General features: G+C 73.2%; 26 protein-coding genes. 18 read left to right on the top strand and 8 right to left on the bottom strand.

The genetic code is table 11. The features are described from left to right. Positions 1-122: 122 nt before the first annotated feature. Together FGE12_RS13640 and FGE12_RS13635 are read left to right on the top strand one after the other, a co-directional pair. Positions 123-1,598 carry a DUF2252 domain-containing protein gene (locus FGE12_RS13640; RefSeq protein WP_153866895.1) on the top strand — a complete coding sequence of 492 codons (1,476 nt, stop codon included), beginning with the start codon at positions 123-125 and terminating at the stop codon, positions 1,596-1,598. Positions 1,599-1,699: 101 nt separating this feature from the next. Continuing rightward, on the top strand, positions 1,700-2,125 hold the full coding sequence (locus tag FGE12_RS13635; RefSeq protein WP_153866894.1) for a thiol-disulfide oxidoreductase DCC family protein: 426 nt from the start codon (positions 1,700-1,702) through the stop codon (positions 2,123-2,125). Positions 2,126-2,128: 3 nt separating this feature from the next. On the opposite strand, the gene FGE12_RS13630 is transcribed toward FGE12_RS13635, so the two are convergent. Beyond that, a complete protein-coding gene (locus FGE12_RS13630; RefSeq protein ID WP_153866893.1) occupies positions 2,129-3,373 on the bottom strand; it encodes a phosphatidylserine/phosphatidylglycerophosphate/cardiolipin synthase family protein in 1,245 nt (414 codons plus the stop codon). Between the two features lie 105 nt (positions 3,374-3,478). On the opposite strand from FGE12_RS13630, the gene FGE12_RS13625 reads away from it, so the two are divergent. The 3 genes from FGE12_RS13625 (at position 3,479) to FGE12_RS13615 (ending at position 6,143) form a co-directional block, all read left to right on the top strand. Then, positions 3,479-4,255: a DUF481 domain-containing protein gene (locus tag FGE12_RS13625; protein WP_194797857.1), complete on the top strand. Its 777-nt coding sequence runs from the start codon at positions 3,479-3,481 to the stop codon at positions 4,253-4,255. A 74-nt stretch (positions 4,256-4,329) separates the two neighbouring features. After that, on the top strand, positions 4,330-5,628 hold the full coding sequence (locus FGE12_RS13620) for a sensor histidine kinase (RefSeq protein WP_153866892.1): 1,299 nt from the start codon (positions 4,330-4,332) through the stop codon (positions 5,626-5,628). Then, a complete protein-coding gene (locus FGE12_RS13615) occupies positions 5,625-6,143 on the top strand; it encodes a response regulator transcription factor (protein WP_153866891.1) in 519 nt (172 codons plus the stop codon). Before FGE12_RS13620 ends, FGE12_RS13615 begins: the two co-directional genes overlap by 4 nt. Positions 6,144-6,251: 108 nt before the next feature. On the opposite strand, the gene FGE12_RS13610 is transcribed toward FGE12_RS13615, so the two are convergent. The 3 genes from FGE12_RS13610 to FGE12_RS13600 form a co-directional block, all read right to left on the bottom strand. Continuing rightward, a complete protein-coding gene (locus tag FGE12_RS13610; protein ID WP_228530778.1) occupies positions 6,252-6,659 on the bottom strand; it encodes a tetratricopeptide repeat protein in 408 nt (135 codons plus the stop codon). A gap of 86 nt (positions 6,660-6,745) precedes the next feature. Beyond that, complete coding sequence (locus FGE12_RS13605) at positions 6,746-7,630, bottom strand: hypothetical protein (protein ID WP_153866889.1); 885 nt, start codon at positions 7,628-7,630, stop codon at positions 6,746-6,748. A 59-nt stretch (positions 7,631-7,689) separates the two neighbouring features. Further along, positions 7,690-8,301: a LysE family translocator gene (locus FGE12_RS13600; RefSeq protein ID WP_153866888.1), complete on the bottom strand. Its 612-nt coding sequence runs from the start codon at positions 8,299-8,301 to the stop codon at positions 7,690-7,692. Between the two features lie 75 nt (positions 8,302-8,376). Here FGE12_RS13600 and gcvA point away from each other — a divergent pair, with 75 nt between their 5' ends. Beyond that, positions 8,377-9,279 carry a transcriptional regulator GcvA gene (gene gcvA / locus FGE12_RS13595; RefSeq protein ID WP_153866887.1) on the top strand — a complete coding sequence of 301 codons (903 nt, stop codon included), beginning with the start codon at positions 8,377-8,379 and terminating at the stop codon, positions 9,277-9,279. A 7-nt stretch (positions 9,280-9,286) separates the two neighbouring features. Here gcvA and FGE12_RS13590 read toward each other — a convergent pair whose 3' ends face one another. Further along, positions 9,287-9,964, bottom strand: coding sequence for a helix-turn-helix transcriptional regulator (locus tag FGE12_RS13590; RefSeq protein WP_153866886.1), 678 nt, complete (start codon positions 9,962-9,964; stop codon positions 9,287-9,289). A gap of 87 nt (positions 9,965-10,051) precedes the next feature. On the opposite strand from FGE12_RS13590, the gene FGE12_RS13585 reads away from it, so the two are divergent. The 7 genes from FGE12_RS13585 (at position 10,052) to FGE12_RS13555 (ending at position 17,034) form a co-directional block, all read left to right on the top strand. Then, positions 10,052-10,678: a flavin reductase family protein gene (locus tag FGE12_RS13585; RefSeq protein ID WP_153866885.1), complete on the top strand. Its 627-nt coding sequence runs from the start codon at positions 10,052-10,054 to the stop codon at positions 10,676-10,678. Positions 10,679-10,775: 97 nt separating this feature from the next. Continuing rightward, entirely contained in the window at positions 10,776-11,303 is a 528-nt protein-coding gene (locus FGE12_RS13580) for a hypothetical protein (RefSeq protein WP_153866884.1), read from the top strand. A 189-nt stretch (positions 11,304-11,492) separates the two neighbouring features. Next, the gene (locus FGE12_RS13575) at positions 11,493-12,602 is read left to right on the top strand and encodes an S-(hydroxymethyl)glutathione dehydrogenase/class III alcohol dehydrogenase (RefSeq protein WP_153866883.1); all 1,110 of its coding nucleotides are present in this window, start codon (positions 11,493-11,495) and stop codon (positions 12,600-12,602) included. Continuing rightward, the gene (gene fghA, locus FGE12_RS13570; protein WP_153866882.1) at positions 12,602-13,462 is read left to right on the top strand and encodes an S-formylglutathione hydrolase; all 861 of its coding nucleotides are present in this window, start codon (positions 12,602-12,604) and stop codon (positions 13,460-13,462) included. Before FGE12_RS13575 ends, fghA begins: the two co-directional genes overlap by 1 nt. Before the next feature lie 236 nt (positions 13,463-13,698). After that, positions 13,699-13,911, top strand: coding sequence for a hypothetical protein (locus tag FGE12_RS13565; protein WP_153866881.1), 213 nt, complete (start codon positions 13,699-13,701; stop codon positions 13,909-13,911). 55 nt (positions 13,912-13,966) lie between these two features. Further along, the gene (locus FGE12_RS13560) at positions 13,967-16,420 is read left to right on the top strand and encodes an ADOP family duplicated permease (RefSeq protein WP_153866880.1); all 2,454 of its coding nucleotides are present in this window, start codon (positions 13,967-13,969) and stop codon (positions 16,418-16,420) included. 254 nt (positions 16,421-16,674) lie between these two features. After that, positions 16,675-17,034: a VOC family protein gene (locus tag FGE12_RS13555; protein ID WP_153866879.1), complete on the top strand. Its 360-nt coding sequence runs from the start codon at positions 16,675-16,677 to the stop codon at positions 17,032-17,034. Between the two features lie 68 nt (positions 17,035-17,102). Here FGE12_RS13555 and FGE12_RS13550 read toward each other — a convergent pair whose 3' ends face one another. Beyond that, positions 17,103-17,999, bottom strand: a complete 897-nt coding sequence (locus tag FGE12_RS13550; RefSeq protein ID WP_153866878.1) for a metallophosphoesterase — start codon at positions 17,997-17,999, stop codon at positions 17,103-17,105. Between the two features lie 141 nt (positions 18,000-18,140). Here FGE12_RS13550 and FGE12_RS13545 point away from each other — a divergent pair, with 141 nt between their 5' ends. Both FGE12_RS13545 and FGE12_RS13540 read left to right on the top strand, forming a co-directional pair. Continuing rightward, positions 18,141-19,358 carry a glycoside hydrolase family 18 protein gene (locus FGE12_RS13545; RefSeq protein ID WP_153866877.1) on the top strand — a complete coding sequence of 406 codons (1,218 nt, stop codon included), beginning with the start codon at positions 18,141-18,143 and terminating at the stop codon, positions 19,356-19,358. Positions 19,359-19,427: 69 nt separating this feature from the next. Then, positions 19,428-21,833, top strand: coding sequence for an ABC transporter permease (locus FGE12_RS13540; RefSeq protein ID WP_153866876.1), 2,406 nt, complete (start codon positions 19,428-19,430; stop codon positions 21,831-21,833). Between the two features lie 80 nt (positions 21,834-21,913). Here FGE12_RS13540 and FGE12_RS13535 read toward each other — a convergent pair whose 3' ends face one another. Then, positions 21,914-23,296, bottom strand: coding sequence for an aminopeptidase P family protein (locus FGE12_RS13535; protein WP_153866875.1), 1,383 nt, complete (start codon positions 23,294-23,296; stop codon positions 21,914-21,916). A 115-nt stretch (positions 23,297-23,411) separates the two neighbouring features. On the opposite strand from FGE12_RS13535, the gene FGE12_RS13530 reads away from it, so the two are divergent. From FGE12_RS13530 to FGE12_RS13520, 3 genes are read left to right on the top strand one after another with little or no spacing between them, the layout of a single operon-like run. Continuing rightward, positions 23,412-24,185, top strand: coding sequence for an alpha/beta hydrolase (locus FGE12_RS13530; protein WP_153866874.1), 774 nt, complete (start codon positions 23,412-23,414; stop codon positions 24,183-24,185). A 16-nt stretch (positions 24,186-24,201) separates the two neighbouring features. After that, positions 24,202-24,768, top strand: a complete 567-nt coding sequence (locus FGE12_RS13525; protein WP_153866873.1) for a DUF2378 family protein — start codon at positions 24,202-24,204, stop codon at positions 24,766-24,768. Next, the gene (locus tag FGE12_RS13520) at positions 24,765-25,364 is read left to right on the top strand and encodes a DUF2378 family protein (RefSeq protein WP_370458977.1); all 600 of its coding nucleotides are present in this window, start codon (positions 24,765-24,767) and stop codon (positions 25,362-25,364) included. Before FGE12_RS13525 ends, FGE12_RS13520 begins: the two co-directional genes overlap by 4 nt. On the opposite strand, the gene FGE12_RS13515 is transcribed toward FGE12_RS13520, so the two are convergent. Then, positions 25,361-26,521 (bottom strand): carboxylate--amine ligase, encoded by a 1,161-nt coding sequence (locus tag FGE12_RS13515; RefSeq protein ID WP_194797856.1) that lies wholly within the window; start codon positions 26,519-26,521, stop codon positions 25,361-25,363. The two genes, FGE12_RS13520 and FGE12_RS13515, sit on opposite strands and share 4 nt — an antisense overlap. Positions 26,522-26,529: the final 8 nt, after the last annotated feature.

The raw sequence follows: 26,529 nt of genomic DNA, 5'->3' as shown, positions 1-26,529 counted from the left end.
TCCTCCCTCTCCCTCTGCGAGAAGGTCGGGGTGAGGGAGGTGGACGCTCCCTCGCCTGCTCAGCAAGCACCCGTCCGCGACCGCGCTTCCGCCCCCGCCCCGCCGCCTCCACCCTTGGCCCGATGGAGCGAGACGCGACACCGGAGCTGGGCAAGACCGAAGTCCCCCTCGTGGCCGCGGCGCCCACGCCCCTTCCCGAGCCTGCCGCGTCGCGCCGCCGCCGCCCCGCGCGCCTGCCGGAGGGCGACTTCCGCAGCGTGGACGAGCGCATGGCGGAGGGGCGCGCGCTGCGCAAGAAGTGCCCGCGCAAGAGCCACGCGGAGTGCGGGCTCGCGCGCGGGAGAGACCCGCTGAAGCAGCTCGCCGCGTCGGACCGCGGGCGCCTCCCCTGGCTCGTGCCGGTGCGCCACGAGCGCATGGCGGAGTCCGCCTTCGCCTTCCTGCGCGGCACGCCCTTCGTGATGGCGGCGGACCTCTCGCGCACGCCGGTGTCGGGGCTGCGCAGCCAGATCTGCGGCGACGCGCACCTCGCCAACTTCGGCCTCTTCGCCACCGCCGAGCGCCACCTCGTCTTCGACCTCAACGACTTCGACGAGACGCTGCCCGGCCCCTTCGAGTGGGACGTGAAGCGGCTCGCGGCGAGCTGCGTCGTCGCGGCGCGCCAGAGCGGTCTCGGGGGCAAGCTGGGGCAGAAGGCGGCGCGGCGCGCGGTGCGGGCGTACCGCAAGCAGATGCGCCAGCTCGCGGGCCTGGGGCTGCTCGAGGTCTGGGGCCTGCGTACGGATGCGCATGCGCTGTACGCGGAGTCCGAGCGCTCGCGGGCGGTCGCGGCCGAGGCAGTGGAGAAGGCGCGCAAGCGCACCAGCGCGCACGCGGTGGAGAAGCTCACCGTGGAGCGCGACGGGGAGCGCCACCTCGCCTACCAGCCGCCGCTGCTCTTCCCCCTCTCCGCGGTGAAGATGGACATCAGCGAGGCCGAGCTGCAGCGGCGCATGCGCCGCCTCACCCACGGGTACTTCGCCTCCCTGGACCCGGCGGTGCGAGACCTCTGCATGCGCTACCGGCGGCGGGAGTGGGGCTTCAAGGTGGTGGGCGTGGGCAGCGTGGGGATGCAGGCCTACGTCGTGCTGTGCGAGGGCAACGGCGCGGAGGACCCGCTGGTGCTGCAGGTGAAGGAGGCGCAGGCGAGCGTGCTCGAGCCCTACCTCGGCGCGAGCCCCGCGCGCAGCGCCGGAGAGCGCGTGGTGGTGGGGCAGAAGCGCATGCAGGCCGGCTCGGACCTCTTCCTCGGCTGGACGCACGTGCGCGGCATGGGCTCCTTCTACGTGCGCCAGCTGCGCGACATGAAGGGCGGCCTGGACGTCGAGGAGCTCGAGGCCGACGTCTTCCTCGACTACGCGGACGCCTGCGGCGCCACGCTCGCGCGCGCCCATGCCCGCACGGGGGACGCAGCGGCCATCGCGGGCTACCTCGGCAGCGGCGAGCACTTCGACCACGCGGTGGCGGACTACGCCTGCAGCTACGCGGACCAGGTGGAGCAGGACGCCGAGCGCTTCGTGGAGGCGCGCCGTAAGGAGACCCAGGCCCTCACGCACTGAGGCGAGGCAGTCCCCTCTCCCTCTGGGAGAGGGCCAGGGTGAGGGATAGACGCCGAGAGCGCACGCGCCGATTGAGCGTTAGTCTTCGAGACAGCGACGCTATGTCCCCCGACTCCGACACCCCGGTGCTGCTCTACGACGGCCTGTGCGGCTTCTGCGACCGCGCGGTGCAGTTCGTGCTCGCGCGCGACCGCCACGCCCGCCTGCGCTTCGCGCCGCTGCAGGGGGAGTTCGCGCGCGGGGTGCTCGAGCGCCACCCGCAGCTTCGCCAGGTGGACTCGCTCATCTTGGTAGAGCCGGGGGCCGCTGCCGGCGAGGAGCGCGTGCACGTGCGCAGCAGTGGGGCGCTGCGGGTGGCGCATTACCTCGGAGGTGCGTGGCGCGCGGCCGCCTTGCTGCGAGTGGTGCCGCGCCCACTGCGAGACCTCGCGTACGACGCCTTCGCGCGCTTGCGCTACCGCGTCTTCGGCCGGCACGACACCTGCCCCATCCCGGCTCCCGAGCACCGCGCGCGCTTCCTGGCCTGAGCGCTAATCCACCACCCACCAGATGGCCTTGCGCAGGAAGCTGTACCAGGGGCTGTGCGACTCGGGGTCGCCGGGGTGGATCTCCTTCGCGTGGGTGAGGTCCTGCTGGAACACCTGCGCGAGGCGCGCCGCCACGGCCGGATCCTCGACCACGAGCGAGCCCTCCTCGAGTTTCTCCATCGAGTAGGGGTCCAGGTTGTTGCTGCCCACGGCGATGACCGCGTCGTCCACGAGGATGGTCTTCGCGTGCATCATCGAGGGCTGGTACTCGTAGATGCGCACGCCGGCGGCGAGCAGCTTCTTGTAGGTGCCGCGCTGCGCGTCTCGGATGGGCTTGATGTCGTGGATGGGGCCCGGCGCGAGCACGCGCACGTCCACGCCCTCCTGCGCCTTGCGCTCCAGCTTCATCACCAGCGCGTCGGAGGGCACGAAGTAGGAGTTGGAGATCCACAGCCGCTTGTGCGCCGCGCTGAAGAGCACCTGGCTCATGCGCTCGCCGTAGGTCACGCCGGCCTCGGAAGAGGACGCGACGAAGGTGGCCTTCGCGGTGCCGCTCGGGTCCGGCTCGGGCTCGGGGTAGGCCGCGGGGGGCAGCAGCTTTCCGCCGGCCTCGAGCCAGTTCTCGGTGAAGGCGAGCTGCATCGCGCGCACCGCCGGGCCGCCGGTGACGCGCGCGTGCTCGTCGCGCCACTCCTCCTCGCTGAGGCCGTTGCCCTCCCAGCTCTTCCAGACGCCGAAGCCACCGGTGACGCCCACCTTGCCGTCCACGATGAGCAGCTTGCGGTGGTTGCGGCTGGAGAAGTCGCGCTCGCCGTCGCCCGGCTTGTTGAACACCTTCACCCCGCAGCCGATCTGCTCGAGCCGGGGCTTCACCTCCTCCTCGAACTTCGTGCTGCCGATCTTGTCCGCGATGACGCGGCAGGTGACGCCCGCGCGGGTGCGCTCCGCGAGCGCCTCGATGAGGCGGTCGGAGGGGTGCGAGGGGCGCCAGATGTAGGCGACGATGTTGACGGAGGACTGCGCCTTCTTGATCTCCTCCACCATCACGTCGAAGACGCGTCCGTTCTCGATGAGGTCCACCCGGTGCCCGGGCTCCCCCACTGCGGACGTGGCCTCCTCCAGCGCGAGCCAGAAGCCCGGCCCGGAGGACGGCACTTCCGCATCTGCCAGGTACTGCACGCTCCCCTCCTCCGACCGACAGGCGAGCAGGAGCGCGCCGCCGAGGAGGAACGCAGAGAATCGGTTCATTCCGCGAAGCTAGCCACGGCGGGCGGCAAGGCAGCCCCGCGGCCCGGGCGCTGCTCACCACCACACGTCTTGGCGCTCCCGGCAGGCCCTGCTAGAGCGCCGCGCGTGGCTCCCCGCTCCCTCCCGCCTCTCGCCCTGCTCGCCCTCGTGCTCGCGGCCCCGGCTGCTCGCGCGCAGATCGTCAACGTCCAGTCGCTCTTCACCGAGGAGGCGCCCCTGGGCCCCTCCGCCAGCGGCGAGGTCTCGGTGGAGTGGCGCACGGGCGCCAACGACCTGTTCTCCGCGCGCGGCTCCCTGGTGGGTCAGTACCGCACCGAGCGCGAGGCGCTGCTGGGGGTGGTGCGCGGCGAGTACGGCAAGAGCAACGGCGAGCGCATCCTCGCGCGCACGCTGGAGCACCTGCGCGGCCGCCAGCAGCTCTCCGAGCGCTGGGCGGCGGAGGCCTTCGCCCAGCACGAGTACGACGCCTTCCGCCGCCTGCAGCTGCGCATGCTGCTGGGCGCCGGGCCCCGGGTGCGCCTGCTCACGGCCGAGCGGCTGCAGCTGACGGGCGGGCTCGCGGTGATGTTCGAGCGCGAGCGGCTCGCGAATGACGCGCAGGTGGACGCGGGCGAGCGCAGCACGGCCCTGCGCCTGTCCAGCTACGGGCTGGGCAAGTGGGTGCTGGGCGAGAACGTGAGCCTGGTGGAGACCTTCTACGTGCAGCCGCGCGTGGACCTGCCCGCTGACCTGCGCCTGCTCAACGAGACCTCCTTCGTGGTGAAGGCGAACAAGCACCTGAGCCTCGCCGTGAGCTTCACCGCCACCTACGACAGCCGCCCGCCCGCCACCATCCCCCGCGCGGACACCCAGCTGCGCACCACGCTGGGCTTCACGCTCTAGCTGCGACATCGGGTCGCAGGTGCGCGGGGCGCCGGACGCGGTATGACGGGGCGGAAGGCCTGCCGGTGCCGACGATGACCCCTCCGCCCTCCCCTGCCGCCGCGCTCCCCGGGCGCATGCACATCAACCTGCGCTGGTTCCTGCGCCTGCGCAGCTGGGCGCTGGTGGGTCAGGCGCTGCTGGTGCTCGCGATGCACGCGGGCCTCGGCGTGGCGCTGCCCCTGACCGCGCTGGTGGCGCTGCTCGCGCTGGAGGCGGCGAGCACGGTGCTCTTGCGCGTGTGGCTGCCGCGAAGGGTTCACCTCACCGCGCGCACGCTCGCGGGCGTGATGCTGTGGGACTGCGCCGTGCTCACGCTGCTGCTCTTCCTCATGGGCGGCTCGTTCAACCCCTTCACCACGCTGTACCTGGTGAACATCGCGCTCGCCGCGGTGCTGCTGCCCGCGCGCCTCGCCTGGGGGGTGCTCGCCGCGACGCTGCTCGCCTTCGCCTCGCTCTTCGTGCTGCAGGAGCGCCCGGCGCCCTTCGGCCTCCAGCTGCCCGGGCATGCGGAGATGATGCGCCTGCACCTGCACGGCATGTGGGTGGCGTTCGCGGTGGCCGGCGCCTTCATCGTGCACTTCGTGCAGCGGGTCACCAGCGCGCTCGCCGCGCGCGAGGCGGAGCTGGCGCGCGCGGTGAGCTTGTCCGCGCGCAAGGACAAGGTGGCCTCGCTCGCCACGCTCGCCGCGGGCGCCGCGCACGAGCTCGCGAGCCCCCTGGGCACGATTGCCGTCGCGAGCCGCGAACTGGAGCGCGCGCTGGAGGGTGGCCCCGCGCGAGAGGACGTGCAGCTCATCCGCCAGCAGGTGGCGCGCTGCCGCGACATCCTGCAGCAGATGGCCGCGGACGCAGGGCAGCTGAGCGGCGAGCCCTTCGTGCAGCAGCCGGTGGCCGCGTGGGTGGAGGCGGCGCTCGCGGAGCTGCCGGAGGCCGCGCGCGTGGAGCGGCCCGTGGGGCCCGCGCTGCAGGCGACGGTGCGCGGCCCGCCGCGGGCGCTCGCGCGGGTGCTGCGCGGGCTGGTGAAGAACGCGCTGCAGGCCTCGCCCGCGGAGGCGAGGGTGCGCGTGAGCGCCGAGCGGGTGGACGGCGCGCTGCGGGTGGCGGTGCAGGACTCGGGGCGCGGGATGAGCCCGGAGACGCTCGCGCGCGCGGGCGAGCCCTTCTTCACCACGAAGGCCCCCGGCGAGGGCATGGGACTCGGGCTCTTCCTCACCCGCGCGCTGCTCGAGCAGCTCGGAGGCTCGCTGGAGCTCAGCTCGCGGCCGGGCGAGGGGACCACGGCGGCGCTGGTGCTGCCCGCGTCCGAGCAGGAAGCAGAGGTCGCGTCATGAGCGCGCCGAGCGTGCTGCTGGTAGACGACGATGCACCCCTGCGCGAGCGGCTCGCGCGGGCGCTGCGCGACCGGGGCTACGAGGTACGCAGCGCAGGAAGCACGGACGAGGCGCTCTCGCTCGCACACGAGGAGTCGCCGGAGCTCGCGGTGATCGACCTGCGCATGCCGGGGCGCAGCGGGCTGGAGCTGCTCAAGGAGCTGCGCGCGCAGGACCCGGGCACGCAGGTGCTGGTGCTCACGGGCTACGGGAGCATCGGCACGGCAGTCGAGGCGACGAAGCTCGGTGCGGTGGGCTACCTGCAGAAGCCGGTGGACGCGGACGAGCTGCTCGCGGCCTTCGCAGGGCAGACCGCGCCCGCGAGCATCGAGACGCCGTCGCTGGAGCAGGTGGAGTGGGAGCACATCCAGCGCGTGCTCGCCGATTGCGACGGAAGCATCAGCGAGGCGGCGCGCCGGCTCGGGCTGCACCGCCGCAGCCTGCAGCGCAAGCTGAGCAAGTACGCGCCGAAGTAGGAGGGGCCACGGAAGCCCCGCCTGGTCCCACCGCGTCCTCCCTCTCCCCCTGGGTGAGGGTGCCGGGCGAAGCTGCGTCGTCCTGGAAAAGTGAGCAGACGAGAGACGTCACGCCTTCCGCGTGAGCGCTTGCGCATACCGCGCCAGCGAGCGGTTGTACCGCGGCAGGTGCCGCGAGAGCGCCCCGAGCGCGAGCCCCACCGCCTCGCGCTCTCGGCCCACCTCCACGAGCGCGAGCGCGAGAAACGCACTCACCGCGTCATCCAGCTCATCCGAGCCCGCGGCCCGCTCCTCGGTGAGCAGCGCCACGCTCTCCTCGACCTGTCCCAGGTTGCGCAGCGTGCTCGCGAGCTGAATCGTGGCCCGCCGACGCCGGATTCCCGTGAGCCCCGCGGCGAGCGCCTGGCGATACAAGGGCGCAGCCTCCGCCTCGTGGCTCGTGGAGTCGTGCGCGGAGGCGAGCTCGAAGAGCGCCACCGCATTGCCCACCGGGACCTCTGCCGCGAGTGCCCGCATCCGGGCAAGGAAGTCCTGTGGTGGCATCTCATCGAGAGCAGCCCACAGCGCTGCAATGCGTTGTTCCCATTCGGTACCAGCGGCCGTCATCCGTGAAGTCCTTTCGCGTGGGGCGCCTCTTCCTGGAGGATTCGCCGAGCGGCGTCCACGGAGGTCTGGACCGGACCGCGGGCGAGTCCCCATGCGGCGAGCAGACGGACGAAGGGGTGATGCGCCTCCAGGCCCTGCTCGAGCACTGGAAGGCGTTCGCTCTCGGCCCTTCCAGCGGCGACATCGATCGCCGCCCGCTGGACCTGGAGGGCCATGCGCATCTCGCCGGCGCCGGGCCACCAGGGTGGCACCTGGGACAGTCGCTGCACCGCGCTGTGGAGGCGCTCTGCCTCGGCGAGGTCATGCTGGCAGAGCAGTGCAATCCACAGCTCGGCATTGAGCCGGCATGACTGCACGAGCGGAGCGCGCCCCTCCCAGCGCACCGCATCCAGCTGCTGACGGGCTGCCACCTCTTCACCGAAGAGCGCGTACAACTGCGCTCGCGACTGCGCTTCGTACGCATCGCGGTCGGGGATGCGCCGCATCCGCTGCATCTCGCTGTGGACGTACGAGAGGCCATCGAAGACGTCCGATGAGCGCAGCGTCCGCGCGAGCTGGCGATAGCGCTCCCTGCGCCTCCGCTTTGCCACCACGAAGCCATTGCCGAGGACGAGCAGGAAGATTCCGCCCGCTACCGCCATGCCCATCAGCGGGCGAGGTGGGGTGGAGGGACGCTCACTGCGCTCCACGCGGTGGGCGTCCAGGGGCTGCGTGCCTCCGGTCGCGGGAGCAGTGCGCGCGAGATAGAAGTAGTAGGCGCTGAAGAGTCCCAGCAGCGCCACCCAGAGCGCAGCCATGCGGAGCAGCCGCTGCCGGGTGCGTGCCTCGTGCGTCCCGGTGAGCACCTTCAGCAGGTAGGCGGTGTTCTTCTCGCGACTCATGGCTGCAGCGTTCTACCGCATCCTGCACTGCCCAGCCGCACGCCCTCCTGGACGGCCCTTCACGGGTGCAGCGGAAGCGCCGCCCCGAACGCGACGAAGATGCCGCCGCACACCCGGTTGAAGCGCTTGCCCACGCGCGCGAGCCAGGGGCGCACCCGGCCCGCGGCGCTCGCAAGGGCGTACTCGACGGCAAACTCCGTCACCGCGTAGGTCACCGCCAGCGCCGCGAACTGCGCCGCGAGGCCCCGGTGCGGGTCGATGAACTGCGGGAGGAAGGCGCTGAAGAAGAGCAGGACCTTGGGGTTGGTCGCGGCCGAGAGGAAGCCCTGGCGGAAGAGCGTCCCGCCCCGGGCCTCGGTGGGCGCGGCACGCACCTCGGTGTCGACGGCGGGAGAGCGCCACACCTGGATGCCGAGCCACACGAGGTAGGCGCCGCCCATCCACTTGAGCGCCACGAGCCACGTCACCGACGCCCGCACCAGCGTCCCGATGCCGAAGAGGCAGAGCGCGATGATGCCCACGAAGCCCAGCACGCCCCCGAAGACGGTGAACAGCGTCTTGCGGCTCCCGTGCAGCGCGCCGTGCGTGAGGACGAGGAGGCTGTTGGGACCCGGCGTGAGCGACAGGCCGATGCAGGCGACGAGGTAGACGAGCCAGGTGTCGAAGCGCATGCCTGAAGCCTGTGAGGCCGCGGGCCTTGCCGACAAACCATTCGTCGTCACAGGATGCGTGAGTCTGGCTCACACATGTTCGACCGCCTCCCGCCCCTGCAGACCCTGCGCGCCTTCGAGGCCACCGGCCGGCTGCTGAGCATGACGCGGGCGGCGAAGGAGCTGCACGTCACCCACGGCGCCGTGAGCCGGCACATCAAGACGCTCGAGGAGGACCTCGGGGTGGCGCTGTTCCGCAGGCTCACGCGCCAGCTCGTCCTCACCGAGGCGGGCGCGGAGCTGCTCGTGGCCGTCACCCGCGTACTCGGGGAGCTCACGCGCGAGGCCGAGCGCCTCCGCACCCAGGACCGCGTGTCGCGCCTCACCATCAGCACCAGCATCTCGTTCGCGAGCAAGTGGCTCGCCCCGCGCCTGCACCGGCTGCAGGCCCGCCACCCTGAGCTCGACATCCACCTGGACGTGACGGACGCCGAGGTGGACCTGAACGACGGCCAGGTCGACGCTGCCATCCGCTACGGCAACGGTCCCTACCGGCGCGCGCTCTCCGAGCGCATTCTCCAGGAGACGGTGACGCCGGTGTGCAGCCCGGCCTACCTCGCGCAGCACGGCGCGCTGCCCTCCCCCGCGAGCCTCGTGCGCTGCACGCTGCTGCACGAGGACCGCATGCTCGCGAACTGGGAGCAGTGGCTCGCCCTGGCGGGAGTCGACCGGGCGCGCCACGGCAGGGGTCCTGCCTACAGCCACGGCAGCATGGCCATCGACGCGGCCATCCGCGGCGAGGGCGTTGCGCTGGGGCGCAGCGCGCTGGTGGCGGACGACATCGCCGCGGGGCGACTCGTCGCGCCCTTCCCGCAGCTGCGGCTCACGGCCGAGCGCGGCTATGACCTCGTCTACCGCACGGGCAATCGCAGCCACCCCAAGGTGTGCGCGCTGCGCGACTGGCTCGAGGAGGAGCTGCGGCCATTCCGCACGGAGTGACCCCGGGTCATGCCCAGGCGAGCCCGAGGTCGCGCTCGAAGCCCTGCCGACCCGTGACGGTGAGCCGCACGCCGCGTCCCTCCGGTGCGCGCGCCACCCACTTGCGTTCGAAGAGGCACTCGGCGAGCGCGGCGCCCAGCGCGCCTGCGAGGTGCGGCCTGCGCTCGCTCCAGTCGAGGCAGGGCCTCGCGAAGGCGCGCTTGCCGCGCGCGAGCCGCTCCAGGTCCACGCCGAGGTGCGCGAAGTAGCGCTCGCCCTCCGCAGTGAGCGCGTAGGCATCCTCGCCGCCGGCGAGGTGCCCCTTGCGCTCCAGCGCGCCGACGAGGTCCACGGCGAGCTTCCCCGCGAGGTGGTCGTAGCAGGTGCGCGCGAAGCGCAGGGGCTCGGGCACGCGCGCGGCGGCGCGGGCCGCGGGGGTGAGGAGGCTGAGTGCTTCCAGCGCGCGCGCGACCTCGGGGCCCGCGAGCCGGTAGTAGCGGTGGCGGCCCTGCGCGGCCACCTGCACGAGGCCTCCCTCGAGCAACTGGGCGAGGTGCGCGCTCGCGGTCTGCGGGGTGATGCCGGCCTCGCGCGCGAGCTCTCCGGCAGTGCGCGCCGCGCCGTCGAGCAGGCGGGTGAGCATGTGGGCGCGGGCGGGCTCGCCGATGAGGTGGGCGGGAAGCGCGAGGTCGAAGTGGCGGGACATGGTGAGTGAAAGAGTAACGGGCGCCGGGCGCGGACGTTTCGCTCCGCACCGAAGCATCGCGGGGCCTCGCAGGTCCAGCCTCCTCGCATGCCTACGCCCCGCCACCGCGTCATCCAGCCGCGCATCCTCTATTTCGGCACGCCCGTCGCCCTGCTGAGCACCCTGCAGCCGGACGGCAGCGCCAACCTCAGCCCCTTCTCCAGCGTGTGGGCGCTGGACGATCGGCTCATCGTAGGGCTCGGCCTGCTGGGCCAGGGGCTCGCGAACCTGCAGCGCACGCGCGAGGCGGTCGTGAACCTGCCCTCCCCTGCGCTGTGGGAGCAGGTGGAACGGCTGGGGCCCACCACGGGGCGAGACCCGGTGCCGGTGGAGAAGCGGCAGATGGGCTACCGCTTCGAGCCGCGCAAGTTCGAGCGCGCAGGACTCACGCCCTTGCCCTCGGACACGGTGGGCGCCCCACGGGTCGCCGAGTGCCCGCTGCAGCTGGAGACGCGGCTCCTCGAGGTGCGCGGCTCGTGGCAGACGCCCGAGCAAGACGAGCCTGGCTTCGCCATCGCCGAGCTGCAGGTGACGCGCGTGCATGCGCACGAGGACATCACCGTGCCGGGCACGCACCACGTGGACCCCGCGCGCTGGGGCCCGCTGCTCTACGTGTTCCGGCACTACGTGGGGACCAGTGGCGCGCTCGGGCGCAACTTCCGTGCGGAGACGTGAAGCACTGTCCCCTCTCCCTTTGGGAGAGGGTCGGGGTGAGGGATTCCTACTCGCACCCTCGAGCCCACGAGGCCCCGTGGCGATACAGTAGGCGCGCATGCTCCGCGCCCCTTCCATCGTCGCACTCTGGCTGCTCGCCTCTGCGTGTGCGGGGCACCCGCCGAGCCCTTCGAGCGCCGGGGCGTCAGGTCTTCCTTCGGCGGATGCGCTGCTTCGGGAGGTCGACCGTGACGGCGCCCAGCAGGTCGTCACACGCCTGTGGAACGCGCCCGGGCAATGGGAGTCGCTGTGCGCGCGCGTCCAGTCGGGAGCGGCCGCATGGATCGAGGTCGCGCGCAGGTTGCGGCCGGGTACCGATGCGGGACCTTCCGAGGATCTCGCCATCTCTCTCGCGCTCGCGTTACCCGAAGCCCCGGAGAATGTGCTGCACCTCGTGGTCGGGGACCTTCTGCCGCTGGAGACGGTGTGCACCCCGCCGCACCTAGAGCCCGCGTCGGGCGTGGCCGAGCGCTGGACGGAGCGAGCCTTGAAAGCGCTCGGCCAGGTGGAGGCCCCTGCCCTGCGGGAGCGACGCGACGCGTGCCGGGCAATGCTCCTCCAACAACTCCATCCGCAAGCGCAGTAGGCACGCGCAGCGCGCCGGCATCCTGGTGGCCCGGCAGGCGTGGGACCGAGCCGCACGCGGGGCCCGCTGCCCGGCGACGCGCGGCGGACGGATGTTGCCGGCACGCTCACCAACGGACGCATCGCCGCACGCGTCCGGCCGCTCGGTGCGCGCCGCTCCCTATCCTCACCCCCCGGAGGAACGCCCCGCATGAAGACCCGCGCCGCCGTCGCCTACGAAGCCGGAAAGCCGCTCGTCATCGAGGAGGTGGACCTCGAGGGCCCGCGGGCCGGCGAGGTGCTCGTGGAGATCAAGGCCACGGGCGTGTGCCACACGGACGAGTTCACGCGCTCGGGCGCGGACCCGGAGGGGCTCTTTCCCGTCATCTTCGGCCACGAGGGCGCGGGCATCGTGCGCGAGGTGGGCGCGGGCGTCACCAGCGTGAAGCCGGGCGACCACGTCATCCCGCTCTACACGCCCGAGTGCCGCAACTGTAAGTCCTGCCTCAGCCGCAAGACGAACCTGTGCACCGCCATCCGCAGCACGCAGGGACAGGGGCTGATGCCGGACGGCACCAGCCGCTTCAGCATCAAGGGCAAGAAGATCCACCACTACATGGGCTGCAGCACCTTCGCGAACCACACGGTGCTGCCGGAGATCGCGGTGGCGAAGGTGCGCTCCGACGCCCCCTTCGACAAGATCTGCTACATCGGCTGCGGCGTGACCACGGGCATCGGCGCGGTGCTCTTCACCGCGAAGGTGGAGGCGGGCGCGAGCGTGGTGGTGTTCGGCCTGGGAGGCATCGGGCTCAACGTCGTGCAGGGCGCGAAGCTCGTCGGCGCGGACAAGATCATCGGCGTGGACGTGAACCCCGCGCGCGAGGCGCTCGCGCGCCAGTTCGGCCTCACCCACTTCGTGAACCCGAAGGAGGTGCAGGGCGACCTGGTCGCGCACCTGGTGGAGCTCACCGGCGGCGGCGCGGACTACAGCTTCGAGTGCGTGGGCAACGTGAAGCTGATGCGCCAGGCGCTCGAGTGCTGCCACCGCGGCTGGGGGGTGAGCACCATCATCGGGGTCGCGGGCGCGGGGCAGGAGATCTCCACCCGCCCCTTCCAGCTGGTGACGGGGCGCGTGTGGAAGGGCTCGGCCTTCGGCGGGGCGCGCGGGCGCACGGACGTGCCGCGCATCGTGGACTGGTACATGGACAAGAAGATCGAGATCGACCGGCTCATCACCCACAAGCTGCCGCTCGAGCGCATCAACGAGGCCTTCGACCTGATGCACGAGGGCAAGAGCATCCGCACGGTGGTGGAGTTCTGATGGCCGCGGCGCCGAGCCACACCGTGCGCAGCGAGCACCGCGCCTTCGGCGGCGTGCAGGGCTTCTACGAGCACGCGAGCGAGGCCTGTGCGGGGCCCATGCGCTTCAGCGTCTTCCTCCCGCCCGGCGCCGTCCCGGGGCGCGAAGCGCCGGCGCTCTACTACCTCGCGGGCCTCACCTGCACCGAGGAGACCTTCATGGCGAAGGCCGGGGCGCAGCGGGTGGCCGCGGAGCTGGGCCTCGCGCTCGTCACCTGCGACACCTCTCCGCGCGCCGCGCGCTTTCCCGGCGACGACGCCGCGTGGGACTTCGGCCAGGGCGCGGGCTTCTACCTCGATGCCACGCGCGAGCCCTGGCGCCAGGCCTACCGCATGGAGACCTACGTCACCCGCGAGCTGCGGCAGGCGGTGGAGGCGGGCTTCCCCGTGCGCAAGGACGTGCGCGGCCTCTTCGGCCACTCGATGGGCGGCCACGGCGCGCTCACCCTCGCGCTGCGCCACCCGCAGGACTACGCGAGCGTGAGCGCCTTCGCCCCCATCGTGGCGCCATCTCGAGTCCCATGGGGCCAGAAGGCCTTCGCGGGCTACCTCGGCGAGGACCGCGCGGCGTGGGCCGAGCACGACGCGGTGGCGCTGCTCGAGTCGGGGCGACGCCTGCCCGGCACCCTGCTCGTGGACCAGGGCACGGCGGACAAGTTCCTCGAGCGCGAGCTGCGCCCCGAGCTGCTCGAGGCCGCGTGCCGCAGGGCCGGCCAGCCGCTGCAGCTGCGCCGCCACGAGGGCTACGACCACGGCTACTACTTCATCGCCACGCTCGTGGAGGAGCACCTGCGCCACCACGCGCGCACATTGAAGCCGTGACGACGCCCTGACGCGCACCCGAGCCGCGCTTCTCCTGCGCAGCAGTGAGCCTGAGCACATGCGGTTGCGGTACAGGCCGTGCCCGCTAGAGTTCGACGCGTGTGCAGCGGCGTCGCGGCGCCTGCGCGGCAGGGAGCGAGCGGACGCTCGGCTCCTCGCGGCCCCGGTCGCTGCGCACACGAGGGCCGGCCCTTTCGCGCCGGAGGGCCCACAGCGGGCGTGGACGGAGAGGTGACATGGACATCTTGATCTTCGTGGGCGGCGCCGTGGCCTTCACCGCCCTGACGATGCTGCTCGGGCCCTGGATGTGGAGCTCGAACTGGCACAACTGGCGCATGTTCCGGGACAAGAACGCGCCCCCGCCGCCTCCTCCGGGGCCGGAGCACGCCCGCCAGCCGCCCCTGCCGCCCCGCGACTCCCGGCCGCCCGACTCCGCGCCGCGCGAGTAGCTGCAATCGCCGCCCTGCGCGCCCGTAGGCCTCCCGGACTGGCTTCGGAGGCCCCATGGACACGTTCACCGGTGACCTGCGCCACGCGCTGCGGGGCCTGCGCCGCACCCCTGGCTTCGCGCTCACCTGCATCTTGATGCTGGCGGTGGGCATCGGGGCGAGCACCGCCCTCTTCAGCGTGGTGGAGGGGGTGCTGCTGCGCCCCCTGCCCTACCCCCACCCCGAGCGCCTCGTGCGCGTCTCGCAGGTGGCCACGGACGGGCACCTGATGCAGTTCAGCGACCCGAACTTCGAGGACGTGCAGGCGCGCGTGCACGGCTTCGAGGCGCTCGCACAGCTCGCCGCCGGCCAGGAGGTGGCAGTCACGGGGGCGGACGCGCCCACCTTCGCCGAGCTGGCCATGGTCTCGCGCGACTTCTTCCGGATGATGGGAGTGCAGCCCACGCAGGGCCGAGGCTTCCTCCCCGAGGAGCAGCAGCCGGGCGGCGCGCCCGCGGTGCTGGTGAGCGACGCCTTCTGGCGCCGGCACCTGGGCGCACGGCCCCTCACGGCCGAGCAGCGCACCCTGCGCTTCGAGGGCCGCGCGTACACGGTGGTGGGCGTGCTCCCGCCGCGCTTCGACTACCCCGCGGGCACCGAGCTGTGGACGGCGCGCGAGCTGGAGCCGCGCTACGCGAGCCGCACCGCGCACAACTGGCAGGTGGTGGGGCGGGTGCGCGAGGGCGTCGCGCTGGAGGCGGTGGGCCGCGAGCTCTCGGCCGTCGCGCGCGAGCTGAAGGCGCAGTACGGGGTGGACACGCGCATGGCGGACGCGCGCGCGGTGCCGCTGCGCGAGAGCCTGGTGGGCGGCGCGCGCCCCACGCTGCTCATCCTGCTGGGGGCCGCGGCCTTCCTGCTGCTGGTCGCGGGCGCCAACGTGACGCACCTGCTGCTCGCCCGCGCGGCCACGCGGCGGCGAGAGCTCGCGGTGCGCGTGGCGCTGGGGGCGGGGCGCGGCGCGCTGGTGCGCCAGTTCCTCACCGAGACGCTGCTGCTCACGCTCGCGGGCGGTGGGCTCGGCGTGCTGCTTGCCGCGTGGAGCGTGCAGGGGCTGCTCGCGCTCGAGCCCGGGGACCTGCCGCGCGCGGGCGAGGTGGGGGTGAACGGCGCGGTGCTCGCTTTCGCACTGGGCCTGAGTCTCCTGCTCGCGCTCGGGCTCGGGTGGGTGACGGCGCTCAAGGCCGCGGGGCAGAGCCCGTGGGAGGCGCTGGTCTCGGGCGGACGCTCGCTCGCGGGCGGCGGGGGCCGCGGGCGCGCGGCGCTGGTGGTGGGGCAGCTCGCGCTCGCGCTGGTGCTGCTGGTGGGCGCGGCGCTGCTCGCGCGCAGCTTCCTGCGCCTCTTGCAGGTGGACCCGGGCTACCGCACGCGAGGAGTGGCGATGCTGAGCGTCGTCCTGCCGCCCGCGCAGGACGAGGCCGAGGGCCTGCGCCAGGTGCGCCAGCAGCAGGTGCTCTCGGAGCGGCTGCGCGCGCTGCCCGGCGTGCAGGAGGTGGGCAGCGTGAGCGACATCCCGATGGAGGGCTTCCACCCGGACGGCACCTTCCTCGTGCTCGAGCGTCCGGACGAGGTGAAGACGCTGGAGGACTTCGGGCGGCTCGCGCGAGAGCCCACGCGCACGGGCCAGGCCGCCTACCGCATCGCGAGCGAGGGCTACTTCCGCGCGATGGGCATCCCCCTGCTGCGCGGCCGGCTCTTCGGCCCCGGCGACACGCACGACGCGCCGCACGTGGCGCTCGTCAGCGAGTCGCTCGCCCGCGCGCGCTGGCCCGGCGAGGACCCGCTGGGCAAGGTGGTGCAGTTCGGCAACATGGACGGAGACCTGACGCCCTTCACCGTGGTGGGCGTGGTGGGCGACGTGCGCGACGAGTCGCTCGACGCCGCGCCGCAGCCCACGCTCTACGGCTCCAGCCAGCAGCGGCTGAAGGACGCGGGGCGCTTCCACCTCGCGGTCTCGGGGGACAGGCTCTCGTCCGCGGCGCTCGCCCAGGCGGCGCGGCCGGTGCTGCGCGAGCTGATGCCCGAGGTGCCGCCGCGGCTGCGCACGGTGGAGGCGCTGCTCTCGGGCTCGCTCGCCGAGCGCCGCTTCAGCCTGCTCTTGCTCGGGGCCTTCGGCAGCATCGCGCTGCTGCTCGCGGTGCTGGGGCTCTACGGCGTGGTGTCCTACGCGGTGGCGCAGCGCACGCGCGAGTTCGGCATCCGCTTCGCGCTGGGAGCGAGTGCGGGCACGGTGCTGCGCGGCGTGGTGCGCGAGGCGGCGGGGCTCGCGGCGCTGGGCCTCGGCGTGGGGGCGCTGTGCGCGCTGGGGCTCACCCGGGTGCTCTCGAGCCTCGTGTACGGGGTGAGCCCGACGGATCCCCTCACCTTCGCCGCGGTCGGCCTGCTGCTGCTCTCGGTCGCCCTGCTCGCGAGCGTGGTCCCCGCGAGGCGCGCCGCGAAGGTGGACCCGATGACGGTGCTGCGCGCCGAGTGACGCCGCGGGGGAGCTTGCTTCCCCCCAGCGTGCCCCGTACCCTGGGCCCCGTCGAAAAAGGCAGGGTCGGTTGATCTGGTGAGCCCGACCCCTCTCCACGGTGGAGAGCTCTGCTCCGCGCTGCTGTTCGCGAGAACCCACGACGAGGACCCCGCTCTGAGAGCGGGGCGCTCGGACGGGTGTGTCATGCGAAGGCCGCTCTCGACAGCTCGAGGCCACGTCCCGTCCGGGTCCCACCCGAAAGGACGTACGCCATGCAGCTCAACCACCTCGACCTCCCCGTTCCCGACGTGCGCAGCACCGCCACCTTCTTCGAGCGCTTCTTCGGCTTGAGGCTGGTGGAGATGAAGGGGCGCGACGCGCTCGCCATCCTGAAGGACGAGGCCGGCTTCACGCTGGTGCTCAGTCCCGTGCGCCCAGGCGGACACGCGCTGCCCGAGCCCTTCCACGTGGGATTCCACCTGGACACGGAGGACGAGGTGCGCGCGATGCACGCGCGCATCACCGAGGGCGGCGTGGAGCGCGTGTCGCCGCTCGACCACCGCCGCGGCGCGCTGCTCTTCTACTGCTACGCGCCCGGCCCGGTGCTCGTGGAGGTGGCGCACCGGGCGTGAGCGAGAGCTGAACGTGGGGCGCAGCTGCACGACGCGCCCTCTCCCTCCGGTTCGTGAGGGGAGTGCGCTCAGTGGCAGCTCCCGCTCCCCTCGTCGTGGAACTCTCCCTTCGTGGAGAGGAACTCCCAGCGGTAGCCGTCCTCCTCGAGCGTGAGCTTGAGCACGCCGTGCACCTCCGCGCGGCGCACCTCGCTGTTCGGGAGCACTTGGACGACGGGGTAGGTCGGCGCGCCGCCCGTGCCCACGACGAACGCGCGGATGCCGCGCTCGGGGTCCGCCTCACCGAGCGGCGTCTGCGGGGCGAAGCGCTCGTAGTGGTGGTCGTGCCCGCTGAGCACCACCTCCGCGCCGGCCGCGTACAGCGCGTCCCACAGCGGCTGCAGCTCGGGCGCGCTGCCGTGGGCGCCCGAGCTGAAGCGCGGCCGGTGCCAGTACGCGAGCGTGCAGTGCGCAGGGTGTGCCGCGAGGTCCTCGCGCAGCCACCTCACCTGCGCGCTCTCCGCGCCCGCGTCCACCTCGCTGTTGAGCACCACCACGTGCCAGGTGGCCACCTCGTAGCTGTAGTAGCCGCGGCCGGGCTCGCCTGCGGCCGCCCCGAAGTACTGGAAGTAGGGGCCCGCCGCGGCGTCCGCGTAGTACTCGTGGTTTCCCGGCGCGGGGCGCGTGCGCGCGAGGTGCCGCCCCCACGTCGGCCCGTAGCAGCGCGTGAGCGTCTCGCTGCTGCCATTGGGATACGCCGCGTCCCCCAGCATGAACACCGTGCCCGGTGTCGTGTCGAGCAGCTGCGCCGTGGCCTCGTCGTCGTCCCAGTCGCAGCTGGCGATGTCCCCTGCGCCCACCAGCACCCGGGGGTCCGCGGGCAGCTCGGGCGCGGGCGGGGTGGGCGGCGGCTGCGAGCTGCAGGCGCCGAGCGCGAGCGCCGCGGCGGCGAGGAGTCGAAAGCGCGAGACCATGCCGCGCAGCATCTCCCCTTTCCTCCGCCAGGGCACGCACCTGCAACTTTCGCGAAGGGGCGGAACGTTCAGTCGCGTGCCGCGGAGCAAACGAGCGCCCTACCCCGCAGGACTACGGGGCCGCAGGGAAGGGGCACGTAGCGTTGCGCGCTCATGAGAGCCCTGTTCGCCGTGCTCGCGCTGGGAGTGGCCGTGGGCTGTGGAGGCGCAAGCCCGGTCGCCAACCCCGATCCCCAGGACCCCGGCTCGCAGGTGGACGCGGGGACGCCGCCGCCCGCGGGCCGCTGGGTGACGGGCTACTACGTGGGCTGGACGATTCCGGGTGAGCCGCGCCACATGGCGCCCGCGGACATCGACTTCGGCGCGCTCACGCACGTGCTGCACTTCGCGGTGCAGCCCGGTGCGGGAGGCGCGCTCGCAGACCCGTACAACCTGGCGCCCGAGGCCCCCGCCCTCGTCGCCGCCGCGCACGCCAAGGGCGTGAAGGTGCTGCTCTCGGTGGGCTACACCTTCACCTCCGGCGGCAGCCCGCAGTACCGCGACACCCTCATCGCGAACATCCTGAAGAAGGTGAAGGCGGGCGGCTACGACGGGGTGGACATCGACTGGGAGTCGGGCACGGACGGCGCCGAGTTCCGCGACAACTACCCACCCTTCATCCGCGCGCTGCGCGCCGAGCTGGACAAGCTCAGCCCGCGCCCGGTGCTCACCACGGCGGTGCTCTACTCGCCGCTCGCGCCCACCTCGCAGCCGCAGGCAGTGGCCAGCGTGGCGGACCTGCTCGACCAGGTGAACCTCATGACCTACTACTTCATGGACGCATGGGACGCGTCGCTGCCCACCTGGCACAACTCCGCGCTCTACGCCGCGGGCTACGTCATGCCCGGCACGAGCATCAGCCCGGGCACGGTGGACGCGGCCGTGGCGGCGTACGTCGCTGCGGGCGTGCCGGCAGCGAAGCTGGGCGTGGGCGTCCCCTTCACCGGCCAGCGCTGGCAGGGCGGGCGGCGCGCGGACGCCGCGGGCGAGGGCGTCACCGGCCCGCGCCAGCGCTGGAGCCAGGCGCCCAGCACCCGCTCGGACGTGTACCTCTTCGAGCTGCTCGCCGAGCGCAGCGCCCACCCGGCGATGACCCGGGTGTGGGACCCGGACGCGCAGGCGAGCTACGACTCGCTGGACGCCGCGGGCGCCGACGACGACCTCTTTCTCTCCTTCGACGACGCGCAGGCGATGAAGGCCAAGTGCGACTACGTGAAGGCGAAGGGGCTGGGCGGCGCCATGCTCTGGCAGCTCAACGCGGGCTTCCTCGCAGGCCAGCCGGCCGGTCAGCGCGACCCGCTGCTGCAGCTGATCAAGCGCGAGCTTCGCTAGCCGCGCGCATCTCTGGCATCCTCGGGGCCCGCGCGCGCCGCCCGCCCTCCCGGCGCGCACTTCCCCCCCATGCCGCTGTCCCCGCTCGTCCAGGACGTGCGTCTCGCGCTGCGCTCGATGCGCCGCGAGAAGGCGCTCACGCTCGTCATCCTCCTCACGCTCGCGCTCTCCATCGGGGCGACGACGGCCGTCTTCAGCACCGTGTACCAGGTGCTGTGGCGCCCCCTGCCCTACCCCGAGGGCGCGCAGCTCTACCGGCTGCTGCAGCGCACCACGCCGGGCGGAGGCGCCGGGCCCCACAAGGAGTGGGAGCGGGCGAACGTGCACGTGTGGAACGCCTGGCGCTCGGGGGCGCGGAGCTTCTCCGGCATCGAGGGCTACGTGGCCGGAAGGCAGTTGCTCAGCGCGCCCACCTCCGATGCGCGGGTGATGGTGGCGTCAGCCTCTGCCGGCTTCTTCCCGCTGCTCGGCGTGCAGCCGGTGCTGGGGCGGCTGTGGGGCGCGGAGTCGGAGGTGGCGGGGCGCGACCGCGAGGTCCTGCTCTCCTACGAGCTGTGGCAGCACGACTTCGGCGCAGACCCCGCCGTCCTCGGCCGCAGCGTGCTGCTGAACGACGTGCCCCACACCGTCGTGGGGGTGCTGCCTCCGGCTTTCCACTACGAGCCGGAAGCGGAGCTCTGGAAGCCGCTGGTCCTGGGTACTCCCGAGGAGGTGGGCACCACGCTGCGCGTCGTGGGGCGCCTGCGCCAGGGAGTCTCACCGGCCCGAGGCCAGGAGGAGCTCACGCGGCTCGCCCTCGGCGCCGAGCGCGTGCGGGGCAAGGTGCTCCGGGGCGTCGCCATGGAGTCGCTGCGCGAGATGTGGACGTCGGGCTCCGCCTCGCAGCTGCAGCTGGTGACGGCCGTCGCGGCGCTGCTGCTCCTGCTGGGCTGCGCGAACCTCACGAACCTCCTGCTCGCCCGGGCGAGCGCGCGCCAGCACGAGCTGGCGGTGCGGCTCGCGCTCGGGGCGAGCCGCGCACAGCTGGTGCGCGGGGTGCTGGTGGAGAACCTCGTGCGGGCGCTGCTCGGGGGCGCTGCGGGGCTGCTGCTCGCGGTGTGGGGGCGCGGGCTGCTCCAGACCTTCGTCCCGGCGCAGCTGGCCTCCGGCTCCGGGGTGGAGCCCTTCGTGCTGGCCATCGCGGTGCTGCTCTCCGTCGCCGTCGCGGTGGGCGTGGGCCTGCTGCCCGCGCTGCACCTCTCGCGCGGAGATGCCCGGGGCGCGCTCGCTCCCACGGTGCGCGGCACCCGGGCCACGGCGCTGGGTCTCACCCGCTCGCTGCTCGTCGTGGTGCAGCTCTCGCTCGCGATGGTGCCACTGGTGGGCGCGGGGCTGATGCTGCGCAGCGCCTGGAAGCTGCAGCACGTGCCGCTGGGCTTCATTCCCGAGGGCGTCACGGTGGGCGAGGTGTACTTCCCGGACAGCAGGTATCCCCGCCCGAGCGACGCGGCGCGCGCGATGCGCGAGCTCTCCGCGCGCATGGAGGCCCTGCCCGGCGTGACGGCGGTGGGCTTCACCCGCTCCCTGCCCCTCTCCGGCGAGATGTGGCGTCCGTCCACCGTCTTCCGCGTGGATGGGGCTGCACCCACGGACGAGCCCTCGGAGCTGCGCGCGGGGCTGGTGCGCGCGAGTGAGGGTTACTTCCGGGCGCTGGGCATCGCGCTCAAGTCCGGGCGACTGCTGGACACGGTCCCGGGTGCGCGCGGCGTGGTGGTGTCGGAGACCTTCGCGCGCCGTCACCTCGCGGGCCTCGAGGCCGTGGGCAGCCACCTATGGCTCTCCGGCGAGGACGCGCCTCGCGAGGTGCTGGGCGTGGTGGACGACGTGCCGATGGAGCGGCTCTCGTCGGCGCCCGGGGGTGACATCTACGTGCCCGCGAACGAGGACCTGTCGGACAGGATGAGCTTCGCGGTGAAGTCCGCGCTGCCCGAGACCCAGCTCCTCCGACTGCTGCGGGAGGAGGCGCGGACGGCGAGCGAGGAGCTGCGCTTCGTGCAGGCGCAGCCGCTCTCCACGCTCGTGGAGGAGAGCGCCGCGCAGACGCGCGTGGTGACGGGGCTGCTCGCGGCCTTCGCGCTGCTCGCGCTGGTGCTCGCGGCCGTCGGCCTCTACGGCCTGCTCGCCTTCTGGGTGGCGCAGCGCACCCGCGAGCTGGGCATCCGCAGCGCGCTGGGGGCGACGTCCTCGCGCCTGCTGCGGCTCGTGGTGGGCCAGGGGCTGCGGCTCACGGCGGTGGGGCTGTGCGTGGGGCTCGTGGGCGCGCTGGCCGTGGCACGCGCGCTCTCCACGATGCTGTACGGCGTGTCGGCGTATGACCCGCTCATCTTCGTGCTCGCGCCCTCGCTGCTGCTGCTCACGGGACTTGCCGCGAGCTGGGTGCCAGCGCGCGGGGCCACGCGCGTGGCGCCGGGCGAGGCGCTGCGGCGCGACGGGTGACGCGGGTGGGGAACCTTCATCCCTCACCCTCTCCCAGGGGAGAGGGGACCTTCACTCAGATGCAACTCAGCAACATCTAGCTAACGGCGCGCCATCTCGGACTCGATGATGTCCGGGTTCTTCGGGATGCGGCCGGTGAGCACCTCGTGGCCCGTCTCGGTGACGAGCACGTCGTCCTCGATGCGGATGCCGCGCACGTCGCCGAACTCGGCGAGGCGCTGGCGATTCAGCCGGTCCCCGGCGCGCCGGGTGAGGGCCGGGTTGTCCAGGATGGCGGGCACCAGGTAGAGCCCCGGCTCGATGGTGACGCACATCCCCGGCTCCAGGTCCCGGTCCAGCCGCAGGTAGCGGTGCCCGAAGCCCTGCGGGCGCGTGCGCCCCGGTGCGTAGCCCGCGCGGTCTCCCAGGTCCTCCATGTCGTGCACGTCCAGGCCGATGAGGTGGCCCACGCCGTGCGGGAAGAGCAGCGCGCTCACCCCGTCGTTCACCAGCGCGTCCACCTCGCCCACCAGGATGCCCAGCGCCACCAGCCCCGCGGTGAGCTCGCGGTGCGCGAGCTGGTGCAGGTCGCGGTAGCGCGCGCCCGGGCGCACCGCCGCCACCGTGGCCTCCTGGGCGCGCAGGACCACGTCGTAGAGCGCGCGCTGCGTCGTGGAGAAGCGGCCGCTCACCGGCCAGGTGCGCGTCACGTCTCCCGCCCAGCCGCCGGGGCTCTCCGCGCCCACGTCCGCGAGCAGCAGCTCCCCGTCCTGCAGCGTGTGCCCGTAGTGGTGGTTGTGCAGCACCTCGCCGTGCACGGTGACGATGGGGCTGTAGGCCGGCTCCACGTTGCGCGCGAGGATGGCCGCCTCCATCGCGGCGCGCACCTGGGCCTCGGTGACGCCGGGGCGGGTGGCGGCGAGCCCCGCGGCGTGCGCCTCGCGCGTCACGTCCGCGGCGAGGCGCATCTCGCGCGCGCCTTCCGCGTCGTGGCGCAGGCGCAGCGCGATGAGCGCGTCCGCGAGCTTCTCGTCCTGCGCCGCGAGCCGCCCGTAGCGCACCTCGCGCCCCAGCAGCCGCGAGAGCTCGGCGTTCGTCTCCATGTCCGGCGCGGGCAGCGTCGCGGTGGCCGCGGGCAGCTGCGTGGCGAGCTGGGTGCGCTCGCGCACCGGCACGCCCACCGCCTGGGAGATCTCGAAGAAGCCCGGCACGCTGCCCTCCCACAGCGCGTCGTCCTCGGCGGGCGGCGGCAGGTACAGCGTCCAGCCCTCCCCGTCCCAGTACGCGAGCGCGTCCGGGTGGGGCAGCGCGAAGAGGTAGAGGAAGTGGCTCGTCGCGCGGAAGGGGAACTGCTGGGCGGCGTAGTTGCGCGCGCGGGGCTTGCCCGAGGCGAGCAGCGCGGGCGCGCGGCCCAGCAGCCCCTGCAGGCGCGCGCGGCGCTCCTGCAGGGCGAGGCGGGTGGTGGCAGTGGGCAGAGAGAGCATGGCGTGGGTCCGAGTATGTCAGCCCGCCTGGTCCTCGGGTGTACGGACAACAGTCGATGGGTCCGCGGGCGCGTTGGCGCGGGAGCCCAGCCGTGCTCTACGGTGGCCTCTCCCCATGGGCCACGTGCACATCCTCCGAGACTTCCACTCCCCGCCCGAGGGCTTCGCCCGCACGGTGCGCATCTACACGCCGGATGCCTACGACGCCGAGCCGGGCCGCCGCGTCCCCGTCCTCTACATGCAGGACGGGCAGAACGTCTTCGCCCACCCCGAGAGCGCCACCTACGACACCTGGTGCGCGAACACCGCCATCGAGCGGCTGGCAGGCGAGGGCCGGCTCGAGCCCTGGCTCATCGTGGGCATCGACTCGGGGGCCGGGCGGCTCGCCGAGTACTCGCCCTGGGACGAGCCGCGCGCCGGCATCAAGGCCCGCGGCCCCGAGTACGCGCGCTTCCTCGTGGAGCACCTCAAGCCCTGGGTGGACCGCACCTACCGCACGCGGCCCGGCCCCGAGTCCACCGCCGTCATCGGCTCGAGCCTCGGCGGGCTCATCTCGCTCTACCTCGGCCTCGCCTACCCGCACGTGTTCGGCCGCGTGGGCGGGATGAGCCCCACGGTGATGTGGAGCGAGGGCCGGCTCTTCCACGCCTGGCAGCAGCACTCGCGCCAGTGGAGCCGCATCTACCTGGATGCCGGGAGCAACGAGCACATCGAGGCGGGCGGCATGCCGCTCAACTACGGCGAGGCCACGCGCGACTTCTTCCACCACCTGCGCCGCCTGGGCTACGGGGACCACGAGCTGTTCCTCGTGCTGGAGCCGGGCGGCATCCACCACGAGCGCGACTGGCAGCGCCGGCTCCCGCTCGCGCTGCGCTGGCTGCTGAGCTGAAGCGAGGCCCCCCCCGATGCCGATGCGCCGCCCCGAGCCCTCCGAGCGCCTCGTCTACGCGAGCGTCGTGGAGGGGCTCTTGCGCCACGGGGTGCAGGAGCCGCTGCCGCTGGTGCTCAAGGAGCGGCTGCGCCACATCGGGGTGGACGTGGACCGGCCGCTGCTTCCCGCCTACCCCGTGCCCATGTGGATGCACTGCCTGCGCGCGGTGGCCGAGGAGCTGTACCCGGGCGAGCCGCTGGAGCGGGCCCTGCGGGCACTTGCGGTGCGCCACGCGGAGGGCTACGGCCACACCGTGGTGGGCCACGCGCTCTACGCGGTGGCGCGCATGATGGGGCCGCGGCGCATGGTGCACCGGCTGCCGCACCTGCTCGCCTCGGGGGACAACTACACCCGCGCCGAGCTGCTGGAGCTCGCGCCCGCGCACTACGAGCTGCGCATGAACTCGGAGGTCGACATGCCGGGCTACGCGGAGGGGCTGATGGAGGCGCTGCTCGGGCTCTCCGGCGCGCGCGAGCCACAGGTGCAGGAGCTGGAGCGCGGCGACGGCCACACGCGCTTCTCGCTGCGCTGGGCGGGGTGAGCGCCGTGGGCACGGGCGGCCGGAAGGAGCCCCGCGAGCGCCTCACCTACGGCAGCGTGGTGGAGGGGCTCCTGCGCCACGGGCTGCAGGGGCAGGTACCGCCGGGCTTGCGCGCGCGGCTGCAGCGCATCGGGGTGGACGTGGAGCGGCCGCTCCTGCCCGCCTACCCGCTCCCGGTGTGGCTGCACTGCCTGTGGGCCATCATCGAGGAGCTGTACCCGGGCCAGCCCCCCGAGCAGGCCTTCCGCGCGCTGGGGGCGCGCACCACCGAGGGCTACAGCCACACGCTGGTGGGGCGGGCGATCGGGGTGCTCACCCGCATGCTGGGCCCGCGCCGCACGGTGCTGCGCATCCCGCAGCTGCTCGCCAGCACGGACAACTGGAGCCGCGTCGAGGTCCTCGAGCGCGGGCCCTGCCACTTCGAGCTGTGGCACAACGCGGCGCTCGGCACCCCGGGCTACCTGGAGGGGGTGCTCGAGGCGCTGCTGCGCGAGGCCGGGGCGAAGGAGCCGCGCGCGCGGGCGCTGGAGCTGGGCGAGGCGCACACCCTCTACGAGCTGCGCTGGGGCGATGGGCTCACGCGCGCGCCTGGTTAGGCGCGAGCCTGGATAATGCGCACGCACTCGCGCAGGTCCTGCAGGTCCGCGTGGCGGGTGAGGTACATCTCGTGGCCCATGGCCGCGTGGTACACGGAGGGCAGCGTGCGGTGCAGCACGAGCCGGTCCCCGAGCCGCCCCAGCAGCTCGCCGGTGTCCAGGCGGTAGGCGCGCTCGGCGCGGCGCGCGCTGTGGCAGATGTGGGAGCGCGGCGTGTAGCTGAAGCCCTTCATCAGGTCGCCCGTCACCAGGCGCGCCCACAGCCGGTACACGTCCACGTCGCAGGCGTAGTTCATCATGTCCGTCATGAAGGCGCCGGGCGGGCGCAGGTTCGCCTCGAGCGCGACGTACGAGCCGTCTGCGAGCCGGAAGAACTCGAGATGGAACCAGCGCTCGCGCAGCCCCAGCGCGCGCAGGCAGGCGCGCCCGAGGCGCTCGAGCTCGGGCGGGGTGCTCTTGAGGCTCCAGAAGGAGATGTCGCGCGCCTCGTTCACCGTCTCCATCACGCCGTCGCTGTACTCGTGGCTGAGCGAGAAGAAGGGCTCGCCCTCGCGGTCCACCATGCCGTCGTAGGTGACGATGGTGCCCTTCACGTAGGGCTGCGCCACGCGGTCGCCCACGCTGCCCGCGAGCGCCCGGTCCACCTCCGCGTCGCTCGCCACGCCGAAGGTCTGCGCCGCGCCCACGCCCACGTTGGGCTTGAGCACCAGCGGGTAGCCCACGCGCGCGGCGAAGGCCTTGAGCCCCGCGGGGTCCCTCACGCGCAGGGTGGGCGGGTGCGGGACCCCGGCCTCCTCGAAGACGCGCGCCATGCCGGCCTTGGTGCGCAGCCGCTCGAGGTCCGCGGGCAGCAGCCCCGGCACGTGGAAGGCCTCGCGCAGCTCCGCCTCCACCGCGAGCCAGCTCTCGTTGAGGCTCTCGATGCGCGCGATGCGCCCGTGGCGCCAGGTGAAGTAGCCCACCGCGCGCAGCAGTGCGTCCGCGTCCCCGAGGCTCGGCACGTAGTAGTACTCGGCGAGCGCGCCCCGCAGCTCGCCCGGCAGGGAGTCCTGCGGCGCATCCCCCACTCCCAGCACGCGCACCCCGCGCTCGCGCAGCGCCGAGACGAAGTGCGGGTACTGCGGCGGGAAGTGCGGGGAGAGGAAGACGACGTTCACGTTCGCGC

The sequence above is a fragment of the Aggregicoccus sp. 17bor-14 genome (genome assembly GCF_009659535.1).
In the GTDB taxonomy this organism is placed as follows: domain Bacteria; phylum Myxococcota; class Myxococcia; order Myxococcales; family Myxococcaceae; genus Aggregicoccus.
Note: the sequence above shows the minus strand (reverse complement) of the source record. Positions and strands in the feature narration are given on the sequence as shown.

What these genes read in the sequence shown, in the direction of transcription:
- FGE12_RS13640 (WP_153866895.1), top strand. Translation starts at nt 123, where the DNA reads ATGGAGCGAGACGCGACACCGGAGCTGGGCAAGACCGAAGTCCCCCTC.
- FGE12_RS13635 (WP_153866894.1), top strand. Translation starts at nt 1,700, where the DNA reads ATGTCCCCCGACTCCGACACCCCGGTGCTGCTCTACGACGGCCTGTGC.
- FGE12_RS13630 (WP_153866893.1), bottom strand. Translation starts at nt 3,373, where the DNA reads ATGAACCGATTCTCTGCGTTCCTCCTCGGCGGCGCGCTCCTGCTCGCC.
- FGE12_RS13620 (WP_153866892.1), top strand. Translation starts at nt 4,330, where the DNA reads ATGACCCCTCCGCCCTCCCCTGCCGCCGCGCTCCCCGGGCGCATGCAC.
- FGE12_RS13615 (WP_153866891.1), top strand. Translation starts at nt 5,625, where the DNA reads ATGAGCGCGCCGAGCGTGCTGCTGGTAGACGACGATGCACCCCTGCGC.
- FGE12_RS13610 (WP_228530778.1), bottom strand. Translation starts at nt 6,659, where the DNA reads ATGCGGGCACTCGCGGCAGAGGTCCCGGTGGGCAATGCGGTGGCGCTC.
- FGE12_RS13605 (WP_153866889.1), bottom strand. Translation starts at nt 7,630, where the DNA reads ATGAGTCGCGAGAAGAACACCGCCTACCTGCTGAAGGTGCTCACCGGG.
- FGE12_RS13600 (WP_153866888.1), bottom strand. Translation starts at nt 8,301, where the DNA reads ATGCGCTTCGACACCTGGCTCGTCTACCTCGTCGCCTGCATCGGCCTG.
- gcvA (WP_153866887.1), top strand. Translation starts at nt 8,377, where the DNA reads ATGTTCGACCGCCTCCCGCCCCTGCAGACCCTGCGCGCCTTCGAGGCC.
- FGE12_RS13590 (WP_153866886.1), bottom strand. Translation starts at nt 9,964, where the DNA reads ATGTCCCGCCACTTCGACCTCGCGCTTCCCGCCCACCTCATCGGCGAG.
- FGE12_RS13585 (WP_153866885.1), top strand. Translation starts at nt 10,052, where the DNA reads ATGCCTACGCCCCGCCACCGCGTCATCCAGCCGCGCATCCTCTATTTC.
- FGE12_RS13580 (WP_153866884.1), top strand. Translation starts at nt 10,776, where the DNA reads ATGCTCCGCGCCCCTTCCATCGTCGCACTCTGGCTGCTCGCCTCTGCG.
- FGE12_RS13575 (WP_153866883.1), top strand. Translation starts at nt 11,493, where the DNA reads ATGAAGACCCGCGCCGCCGTCGCCTACGAAGCCGGAAAGCCGCTCGTC.
- fghA (WP_153866882.1), top strand. Translation starts at nt 12,602, where the DNA reads ATGGCCGCGGCGCCGAGCCACACCGTGCGCAGCGAGCACCGCGCCTTC.
- FGE12_RS13565 (WP_153866881.1), top strand. Translation starts at nt 13,699, where the DNA reads ATGGACATCTTGATCTTCGTGGGCGGCGCCGTGGCCTTCACCGCCCTG.
- FGE12_RS13560 (WP_153866880.1), top strand. Translation starts at nt 13,967, where the DNA reads ATGGACACGTTCACCGGTGACCTGCGCCACGCGCTGCGGGGCCTGCGC.
- FGE12_RS13555 (WP_153866879.1), top strand. Translation starts at nt 16,675, where the DNA reads ATGCAGCTCAACCACCTCGACCTCCCCGTTCCCGACGTGCGCAGCACC.
- FGE12_RS13550 (WP_153866878.1), bottom strand. Translation starts at nt 17,999, where the DNA reads ATGCTGCGCGGCATGGTCTCGCGCTTTCGACTCCTCGCCGCCGCGGCG.
- FGE12_RS13545 (WP_153866877.1), top strand. Translation starts at nt 18,141, where the DNA reads ATGAGAGCCCTGTTCGCCGTGCTCGCGCTGGGAGTGGCCGTGGGCTGT.
- FGE12_RS13540 (WP_153866876.1), top strand. Translation starts at nt 19,428, where the DNA reads ATGCCGCTGTCCCCGCTCGTCCAGGACGTGCGTCTCGCGCTGCGCTCG.
- FGE12_RS13535 (WP_153866875.1), bottom strand. Translation starts at nt 23,296, where the DNA reads ATGCTCTCTCTGCCCACTGCCACCACCCGCCTCGCCCTGCAGGAGCGC.
- FGE12_RS13530 (WP_153866874.1), top strand. Translation starts at nt 23,412, where the DNA reads ATGGGCCACGTGCACATCCTCCGAGACTTCCACTCCCCGCCCGAGGGC.
- FGE12_RS13525 (WP_153866873.1), top strand. Translation starts at nt 24,202, where the DNA reads ATGCCGATGCGCCGCCCCGAGCCCTCCGAGCGCCTCGTCTACGCGAGC.